Source organism: Streptomyces sp. NPDC091289 (genome assembly GCF_044757365.1).
Classification (GTDB): domain Bacteria; phylum Actinomycetota; class Actinomycetes; order Streptomycetales; family Streptomycetaceae; genus Streptomyces.
Genome location: NZ_JBIVUT010000009.1, coordinates 47289 through 72952, shown reverse-complemented (window position 1 = coordinate 72952; position 25664 = coordinate 47289). Strand labels below are relative to the sequence as shown.

At 71.0% G+C, this 25664-nt stretch carries 19 protein-coding genes, 4 tRNA genes, 1 other RNA gene and 1 pseudogene; 14 read left to right on the top strand and 11 right to left on the bottom strand.

All coding sequences use genetic code 11. The features are described 5' to 3' along the window. Window positions 1-169 precede the first annotated feature (169 nt). Window positions 170-727, top strand: a complete 558-nt coding sequence (locus ACIQPT_RS13775; RefSeq protein WP_401155676.1) for a hypothetical protein — start codon at window positions 170-172, stop codon at window positions 725-727. A 23-nt stretch (window positions 728-750) separates the two neighbouring features. On the opposite strand, the gene ACIQPT_RS13770 is transcribed toward ACIQPT_RS13775, so the two are convergent. Beyond that, window positions 751-2169 (bottom strand): PLP-dependent aminotransferase family protein, encoded by a 1419-nt coding sequence (locus ACIQPT_RS13770; protein ID WP_401155674.1) that lies wholly within the window; start codon window positions 2167-2169, stop codon window positions 751-753. 52 nt (window positions 2170-2221) lie between these two features. Between ACIQPT_RS13770 and ACIQPT_RS13765 the strand changes: the two genes are divergently transcribed. Beyond that, window positions 2222-3406, top strand: coding sequence for an aminotransferase class V-fold PLP-dependent enzyme (locus ACIQPT_RS13765; RefSeq protein ID WP_401155951.1), 1185 nt, complete (start codon window positions 2222-2224; stop codon window positions 3404-3406). Between the two features lie 1356 nt (window positions 3407-4762). Here ACIQPT_RS13765 and ACIQPT_RS13760 read toward each other — a convergent pair. After that, on the bottom strand, window positions 4763-5188 hold the full coding sequence (locus ACIQPT_RS13760) for an ATP-binding protein (RefSeq protein WP_401155672.1): 426 nt from the start codon (window positions 5186-5188) through the stop codon (window positions 4763-4765). 507 nt (window positions 5189-5695) lie between these two features. Between ACIQPT_RS13760 and ACIQPT_RS13755 the strand changes: the two genes are divergently transcribed. After that, complete coding sequence (locus tag ACIQPT_RS13755) at window positions 5696-6682, top strand: XRE family transcriptional regulator (RefSeq protein ID WP_401155670.1); 987 nt, start codon at window positions 5696-5698, stop codon at window positions 6680-6682. After that, a pseudogene (locus ACIQPT_RS13750) lies at window positions 6667-7208 on the top strand (GNAT family N-acetyltransferase). Before ACIQPT_RS13755 ends, ACIQPT_RS13750 begins: the two are co-directional and overlap by 16 nt. A 144-nt stretch (window positions 7209-7352) precedes the next feature. Here the strand turns inward: ACIQPT_RS13750 and ACIQPT_RS13745 are convergent. Further along, window positions 7353-7440: transfer RNA gene (locus tag ACIQPT_RS13745), tRNA-Ser, on the bottom strand. 145 nt (window positions 7441-7585) lie between these two features. Here ACIQPT_RS13745 and ffs point away from each other — a divergent pair. The 6 genes from ffs to ACIQPT_RS13715 all read left to right on the top strand — a co-directional run bounded on the left by ffs (window position 7586) and on the right by ACIQPT_RS13715 (window position 16406). Next, window positions 7586-7680: signal recognition particle sRNA small type (gene ffs, locus ACIQPT_RS13740), an RNA gene on the top strand. Between the two features lie 80 nt (window positions 7681-7760). Continuing rightward, complete coding sequence (locus ACIQPT_RS13735; RefSeq protein ID WP_401155669.1) at window positions 7761-10052, top strand: DNA polymerase III subunit gamma and tau; 2292 nt, start codon at window positions 7761-7763, stop codon at window positions 10050-10052. A 277-nt stretch (window positions 10053-10329) separates the two neighbouring features. Then, on the top strand, window positions 10330-11580 hold the full coding sequence (gene purD, locus ACIQPT_RS13730) for a phosphoribosylamine--glycine ligase (protein WP_401155667.1): 1251 nt from the start codon (window positions 10330-10332) through the stop codon (window positions 11578-11580). 341 nt (window positions 11581-11921) lie between these two features. Next, complete coding sequence (locus tag ACIQPT_RS13725) at window positions 11922-13760, top strand: hypothetical protein (protein ID WP_401155666.1); 1839 nt, start codon at window positions 11922-11924, stop codon at window positions 13758-13760. Window positions 13761-13952: 192 nt separating this feature from the next. Next, on the top strand, window positions 13953-15407 hold the full coding sequence (locus tag ACIQPT_RS13720; protein WP_401155664.1) for a N,N-dimethylformamidase beta subunit family domain-containing protein: 1455 nt from the start codon (window positions 13953-13955) through the stop codon (window positions 15405-15407). 84 nt (window positions 15408-15491) lie between these two features. Further along, window positions 15492-16406 (top strand): phosphoribosylaminoimidazolesuccinocarboxamide synthase, encoded by a 915-nt coding sequence (locus tag ACIQPT_RS13715; protein WP_401155663.1) that lies wholly within the window; start codon window positions 15492-15494, stop codon window positions 16404-16406. A gap of 55 nt (window positions 16407-16461) precedes the next feature. Here the strand turns inward: ACIQPT_RS13715 and ACIQPT_RS13710 are convergent. The 8 genes from ACIQPT_RS13710 to ACIQPT_RS13675 all read right to left on the bottom strand — a co-directional run bounded on the left by ACIQPT_RS13710 (window position 16462) and on the right by ACIQPT_RS13675 (window position 21410). Next, a tRNA-Gly gene (locus ACIQPT_RS13710) sits at window positions 16462-16537 on the bottom strand. A 23-nt stretch (window positions 16538-16560) separates the two neighbouring features. Beyond that, the gene (locus ACIQPT_RS13705) at window positions 16561-17181 is read right to left on the bottom strand and encodes a response regulator (RefSeq protein WP_401155661.1); all 621 of its coding nucleotides are present in this window, start codon (window positions 17179-17181) and stop codon (window positions 16561-16563) included. Then, the gene (locus ACIQPT_RS13700; RefSeq protein ID WP_401155659.1) at window positions 17178-18617 is read right to left on the bottom strand and encodes a sensor histidine kinase; all 1440 of its coding nucleotides are present in this window, start codon (window positions 18615-18617) and stop codon (window positions 17178-17180) included. Before ACIQPT_RS13700 ends, ACIQPT_RS13705 begins: the two co-directional genes overlap by 4 nt. 1 nt (window position 18618) lies before the next feature. Beyond that, window positions 18619-19440, bottom strand: a complete 822-nt coding sequence (locus tag ACIQPT_RS13695) for an ABC transporter permease (protein WP_401155657.1) — start codon at window positions 19438-19440, stop codon at window positions 18619-18621. Beyond that, window positions 19437-20462, bottom strand: a complete 1026-nt coding sequence (locus tag ACIQPT_RS13690) for an ABC transporter ATP-binding protein (RefSeq protein WP_401155655.1) — start codon at window positions 20460-20462, stop codon at window positions 19437-19439. The genes ACIQPT_RS13695 and ACIQPT_RS13690 overlap by 4 nt, the downstream gene beginning before the upstream one ends. A gap of 153 nt (window positions 20463-20615) precedes the next feature. Continuing rightward, a tRNA-Gly gene (locus tag ACIQPT_RS13685) sits at window positions 20616-20688 on the bottom strand. 79 nt (window positions 20689-20767) lie between these two features. Further along, window positions 20768-20839: transfer RNA gene (locus tag ACIQPT_RS13680), tRNA-Gly, on the bottom strand. Window positions 20840-21074: 235 nt separating this feature from the next. Continuing rightward, window positions 21075-21410, bottom strand: coding sequence for an Lsr2 family protein (locus tag ACIQPT_RS13675; protein WP_401155653.1), 336 nt, complete (start codon window positions 21408-21410; stop codon window positions 21075-21077). A gap of 421 nt (window positions 21411-21831) precedes the next feature. Between ACIQPT_RS13675 and purS the strand changes: the two genes are divergently transcribed. From purS to ACIQPT_RS13655, 4 genes are all read left to right on the top strand, one after another. Beyond that, the gene (purS, locus tag ACIQPT_RS13670; protein ID WP_401155651.1) at window positions 21832-22083 is read left to right on the top strand and encodes a phosphoribosylformylglycinamidine synthase subunit PurS; all 252 of its coding nucleotides are present in this window, start codon (window positions 21832-21834) and stop codon (window positions 22081-22083) included. Beyond that, a complete protein-coding gene (purQ, locus tag ACIQPT_RS13665; RefSeq protein ID WP_401155649.1) occupies window positions 22080-22760 on the top strand; it encodes a phosphoribosylformylglycinamidine synthase subunit PurQ in 681 nt (226 codons plus the stop codon). The genes purS and purQ overlap by 4 nt, the downstream gene beginning before the upstream one ends. After that, window positions 22757-25006: a phosphoribosylformylglycinamidine synthase subunit PurL gene (gene purL / locus ACIQPT_RS13660; RefSeq protein WP_401155648.1), complete on the top strand. Its 2250-nt coding sequence runs from the start codon at window positions 22757-22759 to the stop codon at window positions 25004-25006. The genes purQ and purL overlap by 4 nt, the downstream gene beginning before the upstream one ends. Window positions 25007-25121: 115 nt before the next feature. Further along, window positions 25122-25628 carry an ArsR/SmtB family transcription factor gene (locus tag ACIQPT_RS13655; RefSeq protein ID WP_401155646.1) on the top strand — a complete coding sequence of 169 codons (507 nt, stop codon included), beginning with the start codon at window positions 25122-25124 and terminating at the stop codon, window positions 25626-25628. Window positions 25629-25664 lie beyond the last annotated feature (36 nt).

Sequence of the window (25664 nt, the reverse complement as noted above, 5' to 3'; positions counted from 1 at the left end):
CGGCCAGATTACCGCACCCGTGAGGGAGAACGTTCGGTCTTGACAGGGGCGACCCTGTTCCCTTGAATGGAGAGCGAGACCGAACGTTCTCCCTCGTTGAGTGGAGAGCCTCCGGTGCCCGGCCGACCGCCCGGCCGATAGCCACGCGGTCCTCCTGAAAGGAACCTCCATGGACACCCTCGTCGGTACCGCTCCCGTCAGCGTTCCCACCGCCCTGCGCAAGCTGTACTTCCTGCGCTTCGCGTTCGCCGCGGTCTGGGCCGCCCTGCTGTTCGCGACCGCCGACACGCTGGGCGCGCTCACGGCCGCACTGCTGGTGATCTATCCCCTGTTCGACGTGGCCTGCGCGGTCGCCGACATCCGGTCCGCCCGGGCCGACGGCCAGCCGGTACGCGCCCTGTACGTGAACATCGCGCTCAGCGCCCTCACCGGCATCGGCCTCGCCGTCGCCGCCACCTCCGGCATCCCCGCCGTGCTGCGGGTCTGGGGCGTCTGGGCCGTCACGGCGGGCCTCGTCCAGCTCGTCGTCGGCGTCGCCCGACGCCAACTGGGCGGCCAGTGGGCGATGATCGCCAGCGGCGGCATCTCCACGCTCGCCGGCGCCTCGTTCATCGCCCAGGCGGGCAAGGACGGCGCCTCCCTGACCAACCTGGCCGGTTACGCCTTCCTCGGCGGCGTCTTCTTCCTGGTCTCGGCCCTCCGCCTGGGCCGCGCCCGCCGGGCATGACGTACCGCCCGGCCTGCACCCCCTCACCCCTGCCCAGGGCCGAGATCCGCCAGCGCGGCCCCCAGCCGATGTGCACCCTCGGTCAGCTCGGTGTGGTCGGCGGCGGCGAACCCGATACGCAGGTGGGCCGCCGGCGGCTCGGTGGCGAAGTAGCGGCTGCCGGCGCTCACGGCGACGCCGCGTTGCCGCGCGGCGCTCGTCAGTACGGTGTCGTCCACGCCGGCCGGTAGACGGACCCACAGGTGGAGCCCGCCCGCGGGCACGGCGTTCAAGGCCACACCGGGCACTTCCCGGGCGAGGGCGGCGGCCAGCGTGGCGCACCGCTCCCGGAGTGCCACGCCGAGAGACCGTACGTGCCGGTCCCAGGACGGCGAGCTGAGCACCTCCAGTGCGGCCTCCTGCAGTGGGCGGGTGACGAAGAAGTCGTCGACGAGGCGCACCGCCCGCATCCGCTCCATCACCGGCCCGCGAGCCACCAGCGCCCCGATCCGCAGGCTCGGCGCCGCGGGCTTGGTGAGTGAGGTCACGTGGACGACCGTGCCGTCGGGGTCGTCGGCGACCAGCGGTGGGGGCACCGGTCCGCCGTGTCCCAGGTGCCGCGCGAAATCGTCCTCGATCACGAACGCGCCCGAAGCGCGCGCCACATCGAGGATCTGGCTGCGTCGTTCGGGCGCCAGCACGGTGCCGGTCGGATTCTGGTACGTCGGCTGGCAGTACAGCAGCCGTGCGCCGGTCATCGCGAACGCGTCGGCCAGCAGGTCGGGCCGTACGCCGTCGGCGTCGAGCGGCACCGGCACCGGCCGCAGTCCTGCGGCGCGGGCGGCGGCCAGGGCCCGCGGATAGGTGGGCGACTCCACCAGAACCGGGCTGCCCGGCCCGGCGACGGCCCGGAACGCGATCGACAGGGCGCTCTGCCCGCCCGCGGTGACCAGCACGTCCTCCGCTGTCACGCTGCCGCCGACGATCCGGGCGAACACGGTACGCAGCGCCGTCAAGCCGCCGACCGGGGCGCGGTCCCAGGCGTCCGGCCGGCGTGCCGCCCGCGCCAGGGCCGCGCTCAGGGCCCGGGTGGGCTGGAGGGAGCGGTGCACGTAACCGCCGTCCAGGGCGATCGTCCCGGCCGGCGGCGGTCCGAGCGGTTCGGCGATCAGACGGGTGTCGACGGCCCGGTCGGTGAGGGCGACGGTCTGCCAGGCCGTGTCGGCGGCAGTGACCTCGTCGCGGGGCCGGGTGCGCTGCGCCACGTACGTACCGCTGCCGGGGCGGGTCACCACCGCGCCTTCGGCGGCCAGCGCGGCGATGGCCCGCGCCACGGTCGCGGGGCCGACGCGGTACTCCCTGATCAGCTCCCGGCTGCTCGGCAGTCGGTCGCCGGGCGAAAGCCGGGAGAGCAGCGTACGGATGCTGTCGGCCAACTCCCCAGAAGTGCTACCGTCATTCATGAGGAACAAGAATAGCGCTACCGAACCCGCCCCGGAAGCACTTCACTTGGACGTGACCGCCCTGCGGTCGGACACCCCGGGCTGCCGACAGGTCATCCACTTCAACAACGCGGGCTGCGGACTGCTGGCCGCCCCGGTTCTCGACGCGATGGTCGGCCATCTGAACCTCGAAGCACGCATCGGCGGTTACGAGGCGTCGGCCGCCCGCGCCGGCGAAGTCCGCGCTTTCTACACGGAGATTGCCGCCCTCATCAACACCACGCCCGACAACATCGCCTTCGCGGGCAGCGCCACCCACGCCTACGCCAACGCCCTGTCGTCGATCCCGTTCGAGGCCGACGACGTCATCCTCACCACCCGCGACGACTTCGTCTCCAATCAGATCGCCTTCCTGTCCCTGCGCAAGCGCTTCGGCGTACGCATCGTCCACGCGCCCGACGCACCCGAGGGCGGAGTCGATGTGGAGGCGATGGCCGCGCTGATGCGGAGCCTCCGCCCGCGCCTGGTGTCCGCCACCCATGTCCCGACCAACTCGGGCCTGGTCTCGCCGGTCGCCGAAATCGGCCGCCACTGCCGCGAGCTGGACCTGCTCTACCTGGTCGACGCCTGCCAGTCGGTGGGCCAGTTCGTCATCGACGTGGAAGAGATCGGCTGCGACCTGCTCACCGCCACCTGCCGCAAGTTCCTCCGCGGCCCGCGCGGATCCGGATTCCTGTACGTCTCCGACCGCGTCCTGCGCGCCGGCTACGAACCGCTGTTCATCGACATGCACGGCGCCCGCTGGACCGCGCCGGGCGACTACGAGCCGGTCGGGACGGCGGCCCGGTTCGAGGAGTGGGAGTTCCCCTACGCCACGGTGCTCGGCAGCGCGGCCGCGACGCGCTACGCCCGCAAGGTCGGCATCGAGGCCATCGAACAGCGCACACCGGCCCTCGCGGCCCGCCTCCGCGACCGGCTCCGCCCCCTGCCCGGGGTACGCGTACTCGACCGCGGCCCGCGCCTGGCCGCACTGGTCACCTTCGACGTGGAGGGCTGGCAGCCGCACCCGTTCAAGGAGGCCATGGACGCCCGCGGCATCAACTCGGCCCTCAGCTTCCGCGAGTTCGCGCAGTTCGACTTCACGGACAAGGACGTCGAATGGTGCCTGCGCCTGTCGCCGCACTACTACAACACCGAGGAGGAGGTGGACCACGTCGCCGAGGCGGTCGCGGACCTCGTCGGCCGGGGACGGCGGTGACGGCCACGGAGACCCGCACCACGGGGCCGGGCCGGACCCGGACAGCTTGAATCTTCTCGACCTTGACCTCTGCCTCGACCTTGACCGCGCGCAGGCCCGGTTCGACCACGAACGTCGAAGGCCCCCCGCAGCAAGCTGCGGGGGGCCTTCGACGTATTGCCCGGTGAGAGCAATGGCGGAGGATCCGAGATTCGAACTCGTGAGGGGTGAGGACCTGTCATGAACGCCGCTGAACGAGACGGAAACCGAGACGACCCAGCACCTTCAACTCGTCCGAGTATGGACCTTTGATTGTGCGGCGGCGTTCTCCCGGCTGCGTCGCCGACGGTATGCTTTCTGTTTGCACTTTTTGTCGCAATATTCTCGCGGTGGGCCGGGATTCCATTCAAGCTGACTCTTTGTGATATCTGCGCTACACCCCTCGCAGGAAACGTGGAGTGTGAACCTCAAATCGTGAGCCACTTCTTGGATTTGAGGGCATTCGTGACGATGCTCCCAAAGGTGTTCGATGCGGAGGCCGTGTTGTTTTAGTTGAGTCTTCATTCCTTCTCGAGCTGCAAGTAGAATTTGCGCCACTCGTTGTCGGTCTCGATTGGACGATGCCATGAGTCCCCCTAGTTTAAAGCGGTTTACTGTTACGCTATTCGAAGCATGGAATAGCGTCAGGGCGAGGGCGATTTTGTGCAGTCGATGAGAAACGTATGGCGAATGATCATCTAGTTCGTAAGTGCTTGGATTCTTGAGTTCCTCGAGTAAATCTTGCACATGCTCCAGTGTCGAATAGGGGCCACTCTCTGTAATCTTAGTCATCTTGGGATATTTTCGATCGGAGCTTTAGGTGCTTCGAGCGGGTCGCGAAAGGCTACCCTTTTCGCTGCGGCTTCCGCCAGAGTGTATCGAGTGCGGCCCTCCCAGTAGGCGCGGATTAGTGCCACTCCTCCTGCTGCGACCGCAGCGGTAGCGACCACGAATTCGTTCATAATTCCTCCCCTGTCCCTAGGTGTGCGCCGTCATGGATTATTTGATCAGACAGGGGGCGAGGGCAGGAGAATCGCAGGTCACAGCGTTGGGTGTGGGTAATGGCAAGCACGCATGTTTCGTAACGCCAGCAACTGGGCGGGGCGAGTATCGGAGCGAGCAGCCTCGATGTAGTGAGGGGAATCTGTAAACAGCGGGGGCGTGCGTCACTCGGTCCCAGGTCGTCGAGCAGGGCGACAGTCGTTGTAACAGGTGGCGGCTGATCGCCGATCGCTGAGTCGAGTTCGTCGAAGACCTCCTCGATATCGAGCGGTTTCCATGCCGGGAACCGCTCGTGGCGTCCACTTCTCGGCTGGGGTTCCGGAGCCAGCTCGGTGGTCACTGCGTTCTCCCGGCCGAAGCCTTGACCGCAGCCCAGGTGACCTTGCCCCACGGGTGCGTTTCGTAGCCCCACCGCGAACTCATCGCCGCGACCAGACTCAGGCCCCGGCTGCTCTCAGCGTTCAGGTCGGTCGTCTTCAGGTGGGGAACGTCGTGCGAGCGGTCGGAGACTCCGATGTGGACGGCGCCGTTGCCCGGACGCTCGATGAGGACTCTCGACACCGGGGTGTCGGTGTGTTCGACGGCGTTGGCCAGCAGTTCGGTGACGATGACCTTTCCGTAGCCGGTCGCGTCGTCGTCCGTGCCCCAGACCGCCAGCACATGGGAGACGAGAGCGCGGGCGCGGCTCACAGATTCGCGTACGCAGGGCACCTCCGCGGTGTAACCCGGGGAGCCGATCGCATTCGGTTGAGCGACGGTCATGGTCACAAGGTCTTTCCCTCCGGCTGGGTTCCCGGTCCGGACAAGCGAGGCAGGACTGGGATTTCCTCCGTGCCGCCGCGTCGAACTTGGCTTTGCGGCCTATGACCAGTCAACGAGTGATGAGCGCACCGCACAGGAAGAGTCCCGGATTCGCGCACCCCGCCAACCGGAAGACTTTACGTTCCCATTACCTGAGCTCTAGGCGTCAGAGTGATGGCGAGATTACGTTCAGTGCATGGGGGGCGATTTCGTTCTTGAGGGTCGATTGGATCAACTCGGTTTCACGCAGGAGGAGTTGTCGGCTCGCGTCGCCTGAACGCCGCGCTACGGGAGATCACCGGCCGGCCCGGAGGTATCTCCTCCCGGACGGTCCGCAACCTGCTCAACGGATCAAGCCGACGCCCAATCGGACGCACTTGCGTAGCACTTGAGCGTGTGTTCGGCTGCCCCGTGGCGGACTTAGGGTTCAGCGCACCCAGCTCCATGCAGCATCCCCCGGAGGGCCCCGTGCGGCGTCGCGATTTCATCGCTTCCACCACCGGAACGGCAGCCGCAGCCGTTCCGGTGGTCAAGCAACGTCGGTCGGTGGGCATGGCGGACGTGGCGCGAGCGTCGGCCGGCATGAACCAGCTTGTGGAGGCCGACGACCGCCAAGGCGGGCATACCTCCCTGGCGAGCACGGCCCTCGAAGCTCGCGCCAAGGTGCTGGAGCTTCAGCAGCGGAACGCCAGTGAACGTGTACGCCGTGCCCTGTACGCGCTCGCGGCCGAGTTCACTACCGTCGCCGCTTGGTCGTGCATCGACCTGCGCGACCTGGACAAGGCCCGGATGTACCTGCACGAGTCGTCCACGTTCGCCGGCTTCTCCCAGGACCCGTCCACGGGCATGCGCGTGTGGGTCAACATCGCCATGCTCGCTTACCAGCGGAAGAACTGGCCGGAACAGCTCGCGGCAGCTCAGGCGGCCAACGCCTCCTCGGCCGCCTGCGGGGATCCGTTCTTCGGCTCCATGAGCCGCGTCCGTCTCGCGCTCGCCCACTCGTCGCTGGGGGACCTGCGGGCTGCTCGGCGGTCCCTGGATGCAGCGCAGGAGAACTACCGGAATGCGGCCGAGGACGAGCGTCCCCGATGGACCGCGTTCTACGGGCCGGCCGAACTCAACCACCTCGCGGCGATCATCCTCAACCACTACGGGGAGCCCTCCGAGGCCGAGGCGATGGCGCACCGGGCCCTGGCCAGGATCCCGGCGGAGTTCCAGCGCAACCGTGCGCTGGCCACCTGCCAACTCGCCCTGGCGCAACTCCGCCAGGGCGAGCCCGAGCAGGCCACGGCGACCGCGGCCACCGTTTTCACGATCATGGAGGGCGCTCCATTGCCGGGGCGGATGCGCACCCTGATCGGGGACTTTCACCGAGACCTGTTCCGGCTGGCGCCGTCGACGACGTACGCCCGCGACTGGGCAGACCGCATGCGAGATGAATGGAGCCGAACGTGACCAGGGTGATCGACCTGCGGCACTACGGACGGGGAAGCATCCCCGAGGACTTCAGGCAGATGCTGATCGATGTGCACGCCGACGCCTACGCCGATGCGATGGACAACGAGTTCAACCAGCGGTTCCCGTGGTTCGTCGATCACTGGTCAGGGATGGACGGCTTCACCTGCGTCGTCGCCTTCGACGGCGACGAGCCGACCGGCTTCGCGTACGGCGCCCCGCTCCAGGCGGGCCGTGTGAGTGGTGGCGCCCCACGGCGTTCGCGCCGAACAACGGCTACACCGCGACCTACGCCGTCTCCGAGGTCATGGTCCGCCCGCAGTGGCGAGGGCAGGGGATCTCGGAGCGGCTCCACGAAGCCCTGCTGAAGGAACGCGGCGAAGATCTCGCGGTACTGCTGGTCGACGTCACGCACCCGAAGGCGCAGGACCTGTACGAGTCGTGGGGCTACGAGAAGGCGGGCGAGCAGCAGCCCTTCGCCGACTCCCCGGTGTACGCGGTCATGGTCATGAGGCTGCACCTCTGAGCGGTCCCGCCCGTGTCACCTGCGTGCGACGCCGTGTACCGGCAGCTTGTGATCGCAGTCGGCCGGGAGAACGCGGTCCGTACAGCGTCGAAGGCCCCCGCAGCAAGCTGCGGGGGCCTTCGACGTATTGCCCGGTGAGAGCAATGGCGGAGGATACGAGATTCGAACTCGTGAGGGGTTGCCCCCAACACGCTTTCCAAGCGTGCGCCCTAGGCCACTAGGCGAATCCTCCGCCGCAAACAATACAAGACGTTGGAGGGTGCTCGCGAACACGTTCCCCGGAGATCGTCCTGAGGGGGCCCGTCAGGTCGGTCGGCCGTCGTTCGACAGGGGCGGGCGGGTGGACCGGAGGGGGTGGGGATCCGCTAAGGTGGGCGTCAGCCCCTCACGTGGCGCTATCTGACTGAACTCCCCCAGGGCCGGAAGGCAGCAAGGGTAGGTTGGCTCTGGCGGGTGCGTGGGGGGCCCTTTGCGTTCCCGGGGGCCTTGAGTGGGCGGGCGGCACGGGCGACGTGGGTTCCGTTGTCAGTCGGCCCCGATAACCTCGTAGGTGTGTCGTCCCTTGCGCTGTACCGCCGCTACCGCCCCGAGTCGTTCGCCGAGGTCATCGGTCAGGAGCATGTCACTGACCCGCTCCAGCAGGCCCTGCGGAACAACCGGGTCAATCACGCGTACCTGTTCAGCGGGCCGCGCGGCTGTGGAAAGACGACCAGTGCGCGCATCCTCGCCCGCTGTCTGAACTGCGAAAAGGGGCCCACGCCGACCCCGTGCGGGGAGTGCCAGTCGTGCCAGGACCTCGCGCGCAACGGGCCGGGGTCCATCGATGTGATCGAGATCGACGCCGCCTCGCACGGTGGTGTGGACGATGCCCGTGATCTGCGTGAGAAGGCGTTCTTCGGGCCCGCCTCCAGTCGTTACAAGATCTACATCATCGACGAGGCGCACATGGTCACCCCGGCGGGCTTCAACGCCCTGCTGAAGGTGGTCGAGGAGCCGCCGGAGCACCTCAAGTTCATCTTCGCGACGACCGAGCCCGAGAAGGTCATCGGGACGATCCGGTCGCGTACGCACCACTATCCGTTCCGGCTCGTTCCTCCTGGGACCCTGCGCAGCTATCTCGCCGATGTTTGTGGGCGGGAGAACAGTGCCGTCGAGGACGGCGTCCTCCCGCTCGTCGTGCGGGCCGGGGCCGGGTCCGTGCGTGACTCCATGTCCGTCATGGACCAGTTGCTGGCCGGTGCGGCCGACGACGGTGTGACGTATGCCATGGCGACCTCGCTCCTCGGGTACACGGACTCCTCGCTGCTCGACTCGATCATCGACGCCTTCGCCGCCGGGGACGGGGCCGCCGCCTTCGAGGTCGTGGACCGGGTCATCGAGGGTGGCAACGATCCCCGTCGGTTCGTGGCCGATCTCCTGGAGCGGCTGCGTGATCTGGTGATCCTCGCCGCCGTGCCGGACGCGGGGGAGAAGGGGCTCATCGACGCCCCCGCCGATGTCGTCGAGCGTATGCAGGCCCAGGCCTCCGTCTTCGGCGCCGCCGAGCTGAGCCGCGCCGCCGACCTGGTCAACGACGGGCTCACGGAGATGCGCGGGGCCACCTCGCCGCGCCTCCAGGTGGAGCTGATCTGCGCCCGGGTCCTCCTGCCCGCCGCCTACGACGACGAGCGGTCGCTGCAGGCCCGGCTCGACCGGCTGGAGCGCGGGGCCTCGGCCGCCGCCGCTGCCGCCTCGTTCGCCGCCCCGCCCGCCGGCGCTGCTCCCATGGGGTACGTGCCGGGGCCCGAGGCCCACGCTCCCCAGGGTCACGCCCCCGCCGGTCCGGACGTCGCCCGTGCCGCCGTACGGGGCGAGGCCCCCGCACCCGGGACGCCCGCCCCCGCACCCGCCGCCTACGCGCCGCCCGCCGCCGAGCCCGCCCCGCAGGCTCCCGCCCCGGCTCACACGCCCGCCCCGCAGGCCCCCGAGCCCACCCAGCGGCCCGGGTCCTGGCCCGCTGCCGCAGGAGCAGGAGCCGGGGACCAGGCCCGTCGTCCTGGCGGCTGGCCCACCGCGTCCACCCCCGGCAGCGGCCCGGCCCCCGCCGCCACCCCGCCGCCCGCCGCCGCCCCGGTCACCCAGGCCCCGGCGGCCCACGCCGCACCGGCCGCGCCCGCGGGCGGTCAGGACATGGCCCAGGGCGCCGCCCAGGTGCGGAACATGTGGCCCGACATCCTGGAGGCGGTCAAGAGCCGCCGCCGCTTCACCTGGATCCTGCTCAGCCAGAACGCCCAGGTCGCCGGGTTCGACGGGACGACGCTCCGGATCGGCTTCCTCAACGCGGGCGCCCGGGACAACTTCGCCGGCAGCGGCAGCGAGGAGATCCTCAAGCAGGCCCTTGTCGAACGCTTCAACGCCCAGTGGCGCATCGAGGCGGTCGTCGACCCCTCCGGTGGCGGCGGGATGCCCCCGCAGTCCGGCGGAGGCGGACGTCCCACCCCGCAGTACCAGCCCGCCCCGGCGGCACCGGCGGCCCCGGTCGCGTACGAGCCCCGGCCCCAGCACTCCGCCCCGCAGCAGTCCTCGCCCCCGTCGCAGGGACAGCACGCTCCGCAGGGGCAGCACGCGCCGTCCGCCCAGCAGGCGCCGCCCTCCTCCGCACCGCCGCAGGGCCGGGAGGCCGCGCCCGCCCCCGAGGCCTCCCACAGTTCGTACGGGGCGGAGCCGCCGCGGTCCGTGGCCCCCGAGGACGACACCCCGGAGGCCGACGATCCGGATCTCGTCGACTCCGCCCTCTCCGGCCATGAGCTGATCGTCCGCGAGCTGGGCGCCACGGTGGTCGAGGAGTTCCCCAACGAGCAGTGAGCCAGTGCCCAACGAGCAGTGAGCCAGTGATCGGGCACGTGAGCCGGTGGTCTGGCGCGTGAGCCGGTGTGGCCGGGCAAGTGAGGCGGCAGCTGGGCAAGCCGGGCGGTGGCCGGGCCGCGGTGGCTCGTCCATGGACCGGCGGCCGAGCAGTGGCGGGCCCCCAACCAGCCGTGCGGCCGTGGTGGCCGCCCGTAGTGAGCCGTGAGGCCCTCGTCGTCGTCCACGGACCGGCGGCCGTCGGGGCTCCCCGCGCCCGGCGGCTAGGCTGCACCCCGTGAAGGTCCTCGTCATCGGCGGCGGCGCCCGCGAACACGCCCTGTGCCGCTCTCTGTCCCTCGACCCCGATGTCACCGCTCTGTACTGCGCCCCCGGCAACGCCGGTATCGCAGAGGTGGCCGAACTGCACCCGGTCGACGCGCTCGACGGTGACGCCGTCGCGCGCCTCGCGACCGAGCTGGGCGCCGGGCTGGTGGTCGTCGGTCCGGAGGCGCCGCTCGTCGCCGGTGTCGCCGACGCCGTGCGCGCGGCGGGCATCCCCTGCTTCGGCCCCTCCGGCGAAGCCGCGCAGCTGGAAGGCTCCAAGGCGTTCGCCAAGGACGTCATGGCCGGCGCCGGGGTCCCCACCGCCCGCAGCTACGTCTGCACCACCCCCGCGGAGATCGACGAGGCCCTCGACGCCTTCGGCGCCCCGTACGTCGTCAAGGACGACGGCCTCGCGGCCGGCAAGGGCGTCGTCGTCACCGACGACCTCGCCGCCGCCCGCGACCACGCGCTCTCCTGCGACCGCGTGGTCATCGAGGAGTTCCTCGACGGCCCCGAGGTCAGCCTCTTCGCGATCACCGACGGCACCACCGTGCTGCCGCTCCAGCCGGCCCAGGACTTCAAGCGCGCCCTGGACGGCGACGCGGGCCCGAACACCGGCGGCATGGGCGCCTACTCCCCGCTCCCGTGGGCCGACCCCAAGCTGGTCGACGAGGTCCTCCAGACCGTCCTCCAGCCGACCGTCGACGAGCTGCGCCGCCGGGGCACGCCCTTCTCCGGGCTGCTCTACGCGGGCCTCGCGATCACCTCGCGCGGCGTACGGGTCATCGAGTTCAACGCCCGCTTCGGCGACCCGGAGACCCAGGTCGTCCTGGCCCGGCTGAAGACCCCGCTGGCCGGTGTCCTGCTCGCCTCCGCCAACGGCACCCTCGACGTCCTCCCGCCGCTGAACTGGCGCGACGACGCCGCGGTCACCGTGGTCATCGCCTCGTACAACTACCCGGACACCCCGCGCACCGGCGACCCGATCGACGGGCTCGCGGACGTCGCGGCGCAGGATGGGCCCGACGCGTACGTCCTGCACGCCGGGACCCGCACCGAGGGCGACGCGGTGCTCAGCGCGGGCGGCCGGGTGCTTTCGGTGACCGCGACCGGCAAGGACCTCACGGCGGCACGGGAGCGTGCCTACACCGCGCTCGGCCGGATCCGCCTGGACGGCTCCCAGCACCGTACCGACATCGCGCTCAAGGCCTCCCAGGACTGACCCCCGTAACGCACACTCCGCAGCCCCTCCGCCCGCCCCCGTACGCCATCGGCGTACGCGGCCAGGCGCGAGGGGCTGCTCCCTGTCCGCGCCGTCCGAGCCCATGGGGGAGGCGGCCGGCCGGGACGCTTACCCATGGACGCGAACACGTCAGCAGCTTTGCCCAAAGCCATTCCATCGGGTGACGACTGGGCCATCCGGATGACGGGTGCCGGAGCCCCAACTAGGGTGCGGCGCAAGCGTTCCGGCACTTGGCCCACCGGCATTGCGATGTCGGTGACGGGTGCCACAGTGGGGGAGTGAGCAACACCGTCGAGGGGCAGAGGGGGTGACGTCCGGCCATGACCGGTATTGATGTGGGTGAGGAGCTGGGTGCGCGGGCCGCACAGGCCCGAGCGCTCTCCCTGCTGCGGATCCGCAGCAGGGCACTGGCGGTGGCCATTCTGCCCGCGGCCCTCGCCGTCGTGCTGTTCGCGGCGGGCGCGCAGGGCCACCTGGCCGGTCCGGCCTGGGACGCCGTGCGCTGGACGGTCCTCGGCGTCGCGGTCGTCGTCCTGCTGGTGACCGTCCTGGTCGCCGTCTCCGTGGCCCGCGCACGGCCCGCCATGAGTCCGACCGTCCCGGTGCCGGAGGCAGGGGCCCCCGACCTCTACCGCCTGGTCCGGGACCTGGCCGACCGGCTCGACGTGCCCGCGCCCTCGGCCATAGCGCTGACCCCGGACTGCGACAGCTGGCTGGAGGACCGGACCCACCGTGCGCTCCGGAGCGGCCGGAGGGGCTCGGCGAAGGCCGGGGCCGGGGACGGGGCCGGGGCAGGCGCCGGATCCGGATCCGGGGACACCGCGCCCGTCCTGGTCATCGGCTCGCCGTTCCTGTGGTGGATGCGGGTCGCCGAGCTCCGCGCTGTCCTCGCCCCCGTGGTGGCGGGCACCGGCCCGTCCGCGCACCCCGACATAGCCGCCGCCCGCCGCTTCGTACGCGGTCTGGACGCCGCGATCGCCGATGCCGACGCCCCCGGCCGGGGCGCGGTGCGCGGGGCGCCGCTCGCCTTCGCCGGCTGGGTCGCCCGGCTGCTGCTGCGGGCCTGCCGGGACCATGCCGCCGAGATGGAGCGCTGTGTGGCCGCCGCCGCGTCCATGCGGGCCCAGACGGTCGACTACGGGCTGCGCATCTCCGCCCAGGAACAGGTCGGTCTCGCCTACGCCGGCTGGGACCGGCTGCTGACCCGGGTGGCGCTGCCCGCCTGGCGGATGGGCCGCTGGCCCTCCCGGCTGGACGCCGGGGTCGTCTCCGCGCTCACCGAGCTCTCCCGCCGGGACCGGCTGGCCGACGGCTTCGCCCTGCGCCTCGGCGAGCGGCCCGCGTGCGACCTGCTCGAAGAGCCCGGGGTGGCCGACGAGGCGGCGTCCCTGCTCGCCGCCCGGCTCTTCCACGGCGGGCCCGCCGAGAGCGGTCCGGACTGGGCGCCGGTGGACTGGCAGCAGTATCCCGACGAGGTCGTCGACCGGAAGTGGCGTACGGAAGCGGCCCGGCTGCACCGGGTCCTGGACACCCTGGGCGTCCCCCCGGCCTCCGCCGGCGACCCGGCCGTCCCCACCCTGGCCCGGGTCATGGAGCATCTGTCCGGTCCCGGCGGGCCCGGCGGTCCGGGCGAGGAGCTCGCGGCGTGCATCGGCGCCGCGGTCGCCCGCGAGGAGGCGGAGACCCCGGGGCACGGAGGTACGGGCCACGGAGGTACAGGCCACGGCGGTACGGGGCCCGGCGGCCCTGGACAAGCAGGCGCCGGACAGGCAGGCGCCGGACAAGCAGGCGCCGGACAAGCAGGACCTGGTCACGCGGGCTCGGGGCACGGCGGCCCGGAGTCCGGCGCGGCCGACGACCCCCTCGACCTCTGGGGGCCGGGACCGCTGCCCCTTTTCCCGCTCCAGCCGCCGCGTACGGGCACCGAGCTGCTCGCCGACCACGTCGCGGCCATGGTCTGCTGCGCGGCCGTGGACACGGCGGGCGCGGCCCCCGGCCTGGACTGGCTGGACGGCCCCGCGCTGCTCGTCGGCGGCGAGCGCCGGGCGGACCTCGCGACTCCCGTCCTCAGCCTGGTCGAGGACGGCGATCCGGACCCGCTGCTGTCCTGGCTCGCCGAGGTGGGCGTGCGCTCCGACAAGCCGGTCCGGCTGGTGTGACCACATACGTGCTCGCGTACCACCCATCGCCCGGAGTGAAAGGTTCCGTTCCCGTCAATTCGCGACGAAGGGTGACGGGGTGCATGCGTTATGTGATGTGCTGGGGATCGGCGCTGACATTCGGCGCACCAGAGTTGTCCGGGGGATCCCCGGAGTCGTCCGGCTCCGGGGGATCCGAGGGAGGGGCGCGGCATGGGGGCGGAGCAGATTCGCCGGTGGGAGTCGGGTGCCCTCGCGCACGCGGTGAGCGATCCCTTCGGGCAGGGCCCGCTGCCCTGGCTGCGCGGCAGTGAGAACTACTTCGACGACACCGGCCAGGTCGTCCCCTGGTACGCCGACCTCGCCCGCTCCACCGGCGGCGGCACCCGCACCGCCGACGACGTGCACCGCCAGATCAAGGGCTTCGTCTCACCCGGGGCGGCGGCCCCCGGCGAGGCCATCGACTTCCACATCACCGTGGACCCGCCCCAGCAGTTCTCCGTCGACGTCTACCGGATCGGTCATTACGGCGGCGACGGCGCGGCCAAGATCACCACGAGCCCGCGGCTCTCCGGCATCGTCCAGCCCCCGCCGCTCGCCGCCGACCGGACCGTCTCCTGCCACCACTGGTGGATGTCCTGGCGGCTCCAGATCCCGAGCTACTGGTCCGTCGGCGCGTATGTGGCCGTCCTGACCACCGCCGACGGCTACCGCTCGCACATCCCCTTCACCGTCCGCCACGACCACCCCGCCGACCTGCTGCTCCTGCTGCCCGACATCACCTGGCAGGCGTACAACCTCTACCCGGAGGACGGCCGCACCGGCGCCAGCCTCTACCACGCGTGGGACGAGCGGGGGCGGCTGCTCGGCGAGGAGGACGCCGCCGTCACGATCTCCTTCGACCGCCCGTACGCCGGGGCCGGCCTGCCGCTGCACGTGGGACACGCGTACGACTTCATCCGCTGGGCCGAGCGGTACGGCTACGACCTCGCCTACGCCGACGCCCGCGACCTGCACGCGGGCCGCGTCGACCCCAGCCGCTACCGGGGCCTGGTCTTCCCCGGCCACGACGAGTACTGGTCGCTGCCGATGCGCCGGGCCGCCGAGCGCGCCCGGGACTCCGGCACCTCGCTCGTCTTCCTCTCCGCCAACACCATGTACTGGCAGGTGGGCCTCGCCCCGTCCGCCTCCGGTGAGGCGGACCGGCTGCTGACCTGCCGCAAGCGCCGGGGGCCCGGGAAGTCCGCGCTGTGGCGCGAGGTGGACCGGCCCGAGCAGCAGCTCCTGGGCATCCAGTACGCGGGCCGGGTGCCCGATCCCCGCCCGCTGGTCGTGCGCAACGCCGAGCACTGGCTCTGGGACTCCACCGGCGCGGTCGAGGGCGACGAGATCGAGGGCCTGGTCGCCGGTGAGGCCGACCGCTACTTCCCGCGCACCAGCCTGCCCGAGCACGACAACAGGATCCTGCTCGCCCACTCCCCGTACGAGGACTCCGAGGGCGCCACCCGCCACCAGGAGACCTCGCTCTACCAGTCCCCCTCCGGCGCGCTCGTCTTCGCCTCCGGCACCTTCGCCTGGTCCCCGGCCCTGGACCGCCCCGGCCACACGGACCCCCGGATCCAGCGGGCCACGGCCAACCTCCTCGACCGGATCTGCAAGCGCGACTGACCGAAGGCCGGGCCCCGGGCGAAGACCGGGCCGCGGATACGGGACAATCGGAACCGCTCCTGGATCAATCTACGCGGAGGCACCGTGTCCGGTTTTGTAGAAAAGCCCGAGCCCGTACAGGTTCCGGGCCTCACCCACCTGCACACCGGCAAGGTGCGTGACCTGTACCGGAACGAGGCGGGCGACCTCGTCATGGTCGCCAGCGACCGTATCTCCGCGTACGACTGGGTCCTGCCCACCGAGATCCCCGACAAGGGCCGCGTCCTCACCCGGCTCTCGCTCTGGTGGTTCGACCAGCTCGCCGACCTGGTCCCCAACCACGTCATCTCCACCGAGCTGCCCCCGGGCGCCCCGGCCGACTGGGCGGGCCGCACCCTCATCTGCAAGAGCCTGCGCATGGTCGAGGTCGAGTGCGTGGCCCGCGGCTATCTGACCGGCTCCGGGCTCGTCGAGTACGACGCCACCCGCACGGTCTGCGGCATCGGCCTCCCCGAGGGCCTGGTCAACGGCTCCGAGCTGCCCGGCCCGATCTTCACCCCGGCCACCAAGGCGGCCGTCGGCGACCACGACGAGAACGTCAGTTACGAGGACGTCGCCCGCTCGGTCGGCGTGGAGACGGCCGCCGAGCTGCGGCGCACGACGCTCGACGTCTACCGCCGGGCCCGGGACATCGCGCACGAGCGCGGGATCATCCTGGCCGACACCAAGTTCGAGTTCGGCTTCGAGACCACCGAGGACGGGACCGAGCGGCTGATCATCGCCGACGAGGTGCTGACCCCGGACTCCTCGCGCTTCTGGCCCGCCGCCACCTGGGAGCCCGGCCGCGCGCAGCCCAGCTACGACAAGCAGTTCGTGCGCGACTGGCTGACCTCGCCGGCCTCCGGCTGGGACCGCGCGAGCGAGCAGCCGCCCCCGGCCCTGCCGCAGGAGATCGTGACGGCGACCCGCGCCAAGTACATCGAGGCGTACGAGGTGCTGACCGGCACCAACTGGTCGTAGCCGCACGCGGATACGCAGGAAGCCCCGGTCCGAAAGGACCGGGGCTTCCTCCATCTGGAGCGGACGACCAGGTTCGAACTGGCGACCTCAACCTTGGCAAGGTTGCGCTCTACCAACTGAGCTACGTCCGCAGTGCGCCGAAGCGCGATGCCTACTATACCCAACCCCGCTCGCGTGCGAGACGCACTGCCGTATGCCGGTTCTCCGCACCGATCTTGGTGGCGGCCGAGGACAGATAGTTGCGTACGGTCCCCTGGGACAGCGAGGCCCGCTCCGCGATCTCCGCGACCGGCGCCCCGTCCGCCGCCAGTTCGAGGACCTCGGCCTCCCGGGCGGTCAGCGGCGAGTCCCCGGCGGAGATGGCGTCGGCCGCCAACTCCGGATCCACGTAACGGTTCCCGGCGTGGACGGTTCGGATGATCTCGGCCAGCCGCCGGGCGCTGACCGTCTTCGGGACGAACCCCCGTACGCCGGCGGCCAGCGCCCGCTTGAGGTGTCCGGGGCGGCCGTGGCTGGTCACGATCATGGTGCGGCAGTGCGGCAGTTCCGTCCGCAGCGATGTGGCGACCTTCACACCGTCCGCGCCCGGCATCTCGAGATCCAGGACGGCGACGTCGGGCCGGTGCGCCAGGGCCATCGCCAGCGCCTCGGGGCCGCTCGCCGCCTCCGCGACCACGACGAGGTCCTCCTCCAGGGCGAGCAGCGCGGCCAGCGCGCCCCGGATCAGGTGCTCGTCGTCGGCCAGCAGGACCCGCAGGGGCTGCGCGGTGGTCATCGTCGTTCCTCCGGAGGAGCGGAAGGGGAAGCGGTCCCGGTGTCGGTGCGGGCGTCGGTGTCGGTGTCGGCGTCGGTCGCAGGGTCCCCGGTCGCAGGGTCCCCGGGCGCCGGCCGGCCGTTCGCGTCCGGCCGGCCGTTCGCGTCCGGCCGGCCGTTCGCGTCCGGGCGGGGAGCCACGAGCGGCACCGTCGCCGTCACCCGGAAGAGGTCGTCCCCGGCGGGCCCGGCGCTGAGCGTCCCGCCGAGCGCCCCGAGCCGTTCGCGCAGCCCGGCCAGGCCCGAACCACCGCCGTCGTCCGGGCCGCCGGGCGGATCCGTGGTGCCGGCCCCGTCGTTCTCGACCTCCAGGACCACCGCGTCCCGGGTCCGCGCGAGCCGGATCCAGCAGTGGCGCGGGTCGCCGTGGCGCAGGACGTTCGTCGCGGTCTCGCGCACCACCCAGCCGAGCGCGGCCTGGACGGCGGCGGGAGCCCCGATACCGGCCGGGCCGTCCGCCCCCTCGACGGTGACGGCGATCCCCGCGGCCTGCAACACGCCCCGCGCACCCATGAGTTCGGTCGGCAGATCCGCCTCCCGGTAGCCGCGTACGACATCGCGGACCTCCTGCTGCGACGCCCGGGCGATCCGCTGCACCTCGACCATCTGGTCCATCGCCGCGGGGTTCCCGCGCTGGGCCAGCTCCACGGCCAGCTCGCTCTTCAGGGCGATCACCGACAGGTTCCGGCCCAGCACGTCATGCATGTCCCGGCCGAACCGCAGCCGCTCCTCCGCCACCGCCAGCCGGGCCTGCATGTCCCGCGCCTCCTCCGCCTGCCACATCACGGACAGGCTCCAGACACTCGGCCGGGTCGAGACGAGAACCAGCAGGGTGACGACGACCAGTGAGGCGGCCGCCCCGAACAGCGGTCCGCCCGGTACCCCCACGGCCGCGAGGAGCGACACGACGACCACCGAGCAGGCGGCGCTCCGGGCCAGGAACGTCCGCACCGGTACGAGCAGGACATACGGGATGGCGAACGCCACGGGCAGGTCCAGCACCAGCAGTACCAGTGCCTGGTCCTTGATGCCGTTCACCGCCGCGAGCGCCACCAGCAGGCCGGTCATCACCACCTGGAGCGCGACGGGCAGCCGCAACCGCCGCGGAGGGAACGGACCCGCCCCCCGGTAGTGGTCGAAGGCGGACGCGAGATTGCGGTTGCTCAGGACGGACTGGGTGATGTTGGCGACGAGGAACGCTGCGGCTATGGCCATCGCCACCGGTCCCTCGTCCAGGGCGTCGCCGAGCGGCAGCAGGCCCCAGGACACCGCGAAGAACCAGGTGATCGAGTAGAGCGTCACCCGCGTGTAGAGGTCGATGCGCTGGAGCTTGCTGCGCTCGTGCCAGCCGCGCCGCCAGCCCCGTACCCGACCGATCACACCCCTCAGCCCCTTCATGTCAGCCGCGCGGGTCCCAGCGGAACCACCGTCGCACAGCAAACACTCCGAAGGCGGTCCAGGCCAGCGCGGTCACCCCGGCGACGACCAGGTCGCCGCTCTCGACACCGCCGAGCCAGCCGTGCCGGATCAGGGTCATCACGCCCGTCATCGGCAGCAGCTCCAGCACCGAGGCCAGCTTGTCGGGGAACACCGCCAGCGGGACGAACAGTCCGGAACCGAACAGCGAGACGAAGAACAGCGGCAGGGTGGTGAGCTGCGAGGTCTGCACCGTCCGGGTGATCACGGCGGTCGCCGCCGCCAGGGCGGACATCAGGACGAAGCCCAGCACCAGTCCGGCCAGCAGGAGATCGGGGCGGTGCGGGGCGCTCAGATCGAAGGCGATCGCGCCGGCCACCACCAGCAGCACGCACTGGGCGAGCGCCAGCGCGACGGACGGCAGCGCGGTGCCGATGAGGATCTCGCGGTCGGAGATCTCGCCGGTACGCAGCCGCTTCAGGACGAGTTCCTCGCGCCGGGCGACGTACGCGGAGACGAGGTTCATGTAGACGACCTGGACGAGCACCATGCCGATGCCGCCGGTCAGGGTGGCGCCCGCGACGGTGAGTCCGGTGCCGCCGAGGTCGATCTGTTCGAGCGAGGACCGCATCGCGAAGATCATCGCGAGCGGCAGCAGCAGGGCCACGACGATCGCGGTCCGGTTGCGCAGCAGGAGGATCAGCTCGGCGCGGCCGAGGGCGGTCAGCCGCCGGGTCACGGCCGCCGCGCCCGTGGGGGAGCCGGCGGACGTCCGGTCGCGGGCGGGGGTCGTGGTGGTCGTCATGCCGTCACCTTCTTCGTGCTCTTCGTGCTCTGCGGGCCGCCGGAGCGGGTGGAGCGGTCGTGGACCTGGCGCGGGTCCTGGTCCCGGGGCGTGTGCTGGGTCCTCGCGATGTCGAGGAACGCCTCCTCCAGGGAGGCGGAGCGGGCGTCGAGACCGTGCAGCCGTACGCCGGACTCCCGGGCCCACTCCAGGAGTTCGTGCAGCGACTCCTGGAGGGCGGGGGTGCGGATCTCGACCCGGGAGCCCTCGGCCGCGGCCCGCAGCGAGAGCGGGAGGCGCGCCGCCGGCACGGCCTCGGGCAGCACGAACCGGATCCTGGCCGGCTGCTGCGCGGTCACTTCGGCGATGGTCCCGGTGGTCACGATCCTCCCCTGATGCATGATCGCCAGGCGGTCCGCGAGCGCCTCGGCCTCCTCCAGGTAGTGCGTGGTCAGCAGCACGGTCGTGCCGTTGTCCCGCAGCGCCCGGACGAGCTCCCAGGTCTCCTGCCGGCCCTCGGCGTCCAGACCGGTCGTCGGCTCGTCGAGGAAGAGCACCTCGGGCCGGGACGTCAGGGCGAGCGCCAGATCGAGACGGCGCTTCTCGCCGCCGGACAGCTGCTTGACGCGCACGTCGGCCCGGACGGTCAGGCCGACCATCTCCAGGGCCTCGGCGGCGGGGCGGGCACCGGTGGTGCAGGCCGACCACATGCGGACGGTCTCCATGACCGTGAGGTCGGAGGGGAAGCCGCCTTCCTGGAGCATCACTCCGGTACGGGGGCGGACGGCGGCGCGTTCGCGGTACGGGTCGTGGCCGAGGACCCGGACCGTGCCGTCGGTCGGCGGCGCCAGGCCTTCGAGGAGTTCCACGGTGGAGGTCTTGCCCGCGCCGTTCGTCCCGAGCAGGGCGAACAGTTCGCCGCGGGCCACGGAGAAGGAGATCCCGGACACGGCCTCGAAGCCGCCGGCGTAACGGCGTCGGACCCCGTTCGCCTCGATCACGGGACCGTTCACGCGGTCGCTGAGAATGTCGTCGCTGGTCATGCTTCAAGGTTTCCGCCGGAACCGGCCCGCGAGCAGTGCGCGCTGTCACCACTGCTCATGACAAACGTCATGGGGGCGTCCGGAGGAACCGGGAGCACGACACGGGGAGCACGACAAAGGCCCTGACCGAGAAGGTCAGGGCCTTTGATGCTGAGCGGACGACCAGGTTCGAACTGGCGACCTCAACCTTGGCAAGGTTGCGCTCTACCAACTGAGCTACGTCCGCAGTGCAGCCACTCGGCTTTCACCGGTGGAGCGAGCACTACTCTACCTGATCCAACGAAGTGGTCCGAAGAGTTGTGCAGAGCGGGTGACAGGAATTGCACACTGCGCCTTCCCCCTGGAAGGGGGATGTTCTACTACTGAACTACACCCGCACGCTGCGTGGGATTCGGCTTTGCGGCCTCGCCCCTCGGCGTGCTCCAGACTCTAGCCGACCTGCGGGGGTGTCGCGCAAGTCGGCTCCCCGCGGACCCTGCGGAGCGGGCCCCCGGGCCCGGCCCGCGAGTCGTCCGGCGGGCTGTCCGGGGCCGCCTGACGGAGCGTCCGGCGGCCCGGTCTGTTGTCGGCGGACCCGGACGGCCGGTGCGGCCCCGGCGGGCAAGCCGCGATTCAGCTTGCCGCCGCGAACGCCTCGTAGACCTTCTTCGGGATGCGGCCCCGGGCCGGCACCTCCATCCGGTGCGAGCGGGCCCAGGCGCGGACGGCCGCCGGGTCCGGGGCGAGGGAGGTGTGGTGGTAGGCCGTGGGCGTCCTGCCGTGCTTGCTGGCATTTGTCTGCTTACGGCCGGCTGCCACGTAAGGCGCCAGGGTCTTCCGCAGTTTCTTCGCGTTGGCGGGATTGAGATCGATCTCGTACGTCTTCCCGTCCAGGGCGAAGGTCACCGTTTCCGCCGCTGCTCCCCCGTCGATGTCGTCGGAGAGCGTCACCACTACGCGCTGAGCCACGGATATCGGTCCTTTCCTACGGCACCGGCGCGTGTTGCGTGCGCGGATGCCGGCCTTCCGGCTGTCAGGCGGGCGGATGCGGATCGACGAGATGTCGACTGTTCCGTTGTCCCCGGGGCAATGGTGCTTTCCCCGGTAATCATTTGTACAGCGGCGGGTACCGCATTGTGAAGCCCAGCCAATTACATCCGCGTGTCCGTGTGCAATCCGTGTGCAATCCGGGCGGGTTTTTCCCAGACCTTTTCCGTGCGGTGTCGTGTCCGATATCTCGGCGTGATCTGCGCGATGCGCTCACCGGTGTCCGTCCCGCCCGATATCTACCCGCGTAGAAATTTTGGCCAGGTAGGCTGAGTGGACCCGCGGGGGTCTGGGGAGCCCCCCGGAGAGACAGCCGCATCACACCACCACACCGGGAGTGCCAGTGGCACGCGTCGTAGTCGACGTCATGCTCAAGCCCGAGATCCTCGACCCGCAGGGACAGGCGGTGCAGCGTGCACTGCCCCGTCTCGGCTTCGAGGGAATCGCGGACGTTCGTCAGGGAAAGCGTTTCGAGCTGGAGGTCGAGGGACCGGTGGACGACGCCGCCCTCGCCCGTATTAACGAGCTGGCCGGGACGTTCCTCGCCAACACCGTCATCGAGGACTTCGTCGTGAAGGTGGAGGAGGAGAAGTGACCACCCGTATCGGCGTCGTCACTTTTCCCGGCACCCTCGATGATCAGGACGCCCTGCGCGCCGTCCGGATCGCGGGCGCCGAGCCCGTATCCCTGTGGCACCGCGACAAGGACCTGCACCAGGTCGACGCGGTCGTCCTGGCCGGTGGTTTCTCCTACGGGGACTATCTGCGGGCCGGCGCGATCTCGCGCTTCTCGCCGGTGATGGAGCCGCTCATCGAGCAGGCGAAGGCCGGTATGCCGGTCCTCGGCATCTGCAACGGCTTCCAGATCCTGACCGAGGCGCACCTGCTGCCCGGCGCGATGCTGCGCAACAACCACCTCCACTTCATCTGCCGCGACCAGAAGCTGCGGGTGGAGAACGCGGAGACCGCCTGGACCTCGGACTACAGCGCCGACCAGGAGATCAGCGTCCCGCTCAAGAACATGGACGGCCGGTACACCGCCGACGAGCACACGCTCGACGAGCTGGAGGCCGAGGGCCGCGTCGCCTTCCGCTACCTGGACGGCAACCCCAACGGCTCGCTCCGCGACATCGCGGGCATCACCAACGCCGCGGGCAACATCGTCGGCCTGATGCCGCACCCGGAGCACGCCGTGGAGCCGCTGATCGGCACCGGCCGCACCGACGGCCTCGGTTTCTTCACCTCGATCATCAAGAAGCTGGTCAACGCATGAGCCTGGATACGGTCAAGCACGCGGCCGAGACCCCGGACGCCGCGCAGCCCTGGAAGGAGCTCGGCCTCAAGGAGGACGAGTACGCCAGGATCCGCGAGATCCTGGGCCGCCGTCCCACCGGCGCCGAGCTCGCCATGTACTCCGTGATGTGGTCGGAGCACTGCTCGTACAAGAGCAGCAAGGTCCACCTCAAGCAGTTCAGCGAGAAGGTCCCCGCCAACGACGCGATGCTCGTCGGCATCGGTGAGAACGCCGGCGTCGTCGACATCGGCCAGGGGTACGCGGTCACCTTCAAGGTCGAGTCGCACAACCACCCCTCGTACATCGAGCCCTACCAGGGCGCGGCCACCGGCATCGGCGGCATCGTCCGCGACATCCTCGCGATGGGCGCCCGCCCGATCGCGGTCGTCGACCCGCTGCGCTTCGGCGCGGCCGACCACCCCGACACCAAGCGCGTCCTGCCGGGCGTCGTCGCGGGCATCGGCGGCTACGGCAACTGCCTGGGCCTGCCCAACATCGGCGGCGAGGTCGTCTTCGACGCCTGCTACCAGGGCAACCCGCTGGTCAACGCCGGCTGCATCGGCGTGATGAAGCACGAGGACATCCACCTCGCGAAGGCTTCCGGCACCGGCAACAAGGTCATCCTCTACGGTGCCCGCACCGGCGGCGACGGCATCGGCGGCGTCTCCGTGCTGGCCTCGGAGACCTTCGAGTCCACCGGCCCGGCCAAGCGCCCCGCCGTCCAGGTCGGCGACCCGTTCCAGGAGAAGCTCCTCATCGAGTGCACCCTGGAGATCTTCGGCGAGAAGCTCGTCGACGGTATCCAGGACCTCGGCGGCGCCGGACTCTCCTGCGCCACCAGCGAGCTGGCCTCGGCCGGTTCCGGCGGTATGCGCGTCGAGCTGGACACCGTGCCGCTGCGCGACTCCTCCCTCTCGCCCGAGGAAATCCTCATGAGCGAGTCGCAGGAGCGCATGTGCGCGATCGTCGAGCCGCAGCACGTGGACCGCTTCCTGGAGATCTGCGAGAAGTGGGACGTCATCGCCACCGTCATCGGCGAGGTGACCGAGGGCTCCCAGCTGGAGATCTTCTGGCACGGCGAGCAGATCGTGGACGTGCCGCCGCGCACGGTCGCGCACGAAGGACCGGTCTACCACCGCCCGTTCGCCCGCCCGTCCTGGCAGGACGCGCTCCAGGCGGACGACGCGGGCCGGCTCGCCCGCCCGGCGAACGCCGCCGAGCTGCGCGAGCAGGTCCTCAAGCTGGTCGCATCCCCGAACCAGGCCTCCAAGTCCTGGGTCACCGACCAGTACGACCGTTTCGTGCAGGGCAACACCGTGCTGGCGATGCCCGAGGACGCGGGCATGGTCCGCGTCGACGCCGAGTCGAACCTGGGCGTGGCCATGGCGACCGACGGCAACGGCCGGTACGCCAAGCTCGACCCGTACGCCGGTGCGCAGCTCGCGCTGGCGGAGTCGTACCGCAACGTCGCCGCCTCCGGCGCCAAGCCGCTCGCCATCTCCAACTGCCTGAACTTCGGCTCGCCCGAGGACCCGGACGTCATGTGGCAGTTCTCCGAGGCCACGCGTGGTCTCGCGGACGGCTGCCTGGAGCTGGGCACCCCGGTCACCGGCGGCAACGTCTCGCTGTACAACCAGACCGGTGAGACGGCGATCCACCCGACGCCGGTCGTGGCCGTGCTCGGCGTGATCGACGACGTGAACCGGCGTACGCCGATCGCCTTCGCGGAAGAGGGCCAGCTCCTCTACCTGCTGGGCGACACGACCGAGGAGTTCGGCGGCTCGGCCTGGTCCGAGGTCGTCCACCACCACCTCGGCGGCCTGCCGCCCAAGGTGGACCTCGGCCGCGAGAAGCTGCTCGCCGAGATCCTCATCTCGGCCTCCCGCGACGGCATGGTCGACGCCGCGCACGACCTGAGCGACGGCGGTCTGATCCAGGCCGTCACCGAGTCCTGCCTGCGCGGCGGGAAGGGCGCCCGGCTGGTCGTGCCGGACGGTCTGGACGCGTTCACGTTCCTCTTCTCCGAGTCGGCGGGACGCGCGGTCGTCTCGATCCCGCGCAGCGAGGAGCTCCGCTTCAACGACATGTGCGGCGCGCGCGGTCTGCCCGTCGCCCGCATCGGTGTCGTGGACGGCGAGGAGATCGAGATCCAGGGCGAGTTCAGCATCCCGCTGAGCGAGCTCCGTACGGCACACGAGGCGACGATCCCCGCGCTGCTCGCCTGAGCAGAGCGCCGACCGGCACCTCTGAAGCCCCCGCCCGGATGACCCGGGCGGGGGCTTCGGCCTTCCCCCTTCACATCCCTTGATAGAGATTACGTAATTACGTAAGGTTGGTGTCATGGAGCTGGAGCAGCGGGTCGCCGAGCTGGAGAGGCGGCTCACGGCGCTGGAGCGGCAGGACCCCGAGTCCCCCCGCCTGGGCGACGGCGACTTCTGGGCGCTGGACGGGCTGAAACAGCAGCTCGCCGAGGTCGGGGAGGCCGCGGCCGACGGGGGCGTGCTCTACACGGGCGCGGTCCGGCTGCCCACCGGTGAGCAGTACGGGTGGCAGTACGGCGCCTACACCGAGGCCCTGTTCGACGGGGACTGGGCGGACGTGGCCGAGTCGTTCGCCGCGCTGGGCCACCCGGTCCGACTGCGCCTGCTCCGCGAGATCCTCGGCGGCCTGAGGACGGCCGCCGAGCTGGCCGCGCTCGACGGTGCCGGCACCACCGGCCAGATCTACCACCACCTGCGCCAGCTGACCGGCGCGGGATGGCTGCACGCGGCCGGGCGAGGCAGGTACGAGGTGCCGCCCGCCCGGGTCGTACCGCTGCTGGTGGTGCTGACGGCGGCGCGGCCGTAGAACCAGCCGTAGAACCAACGGAAAGCAGGGGGAAAC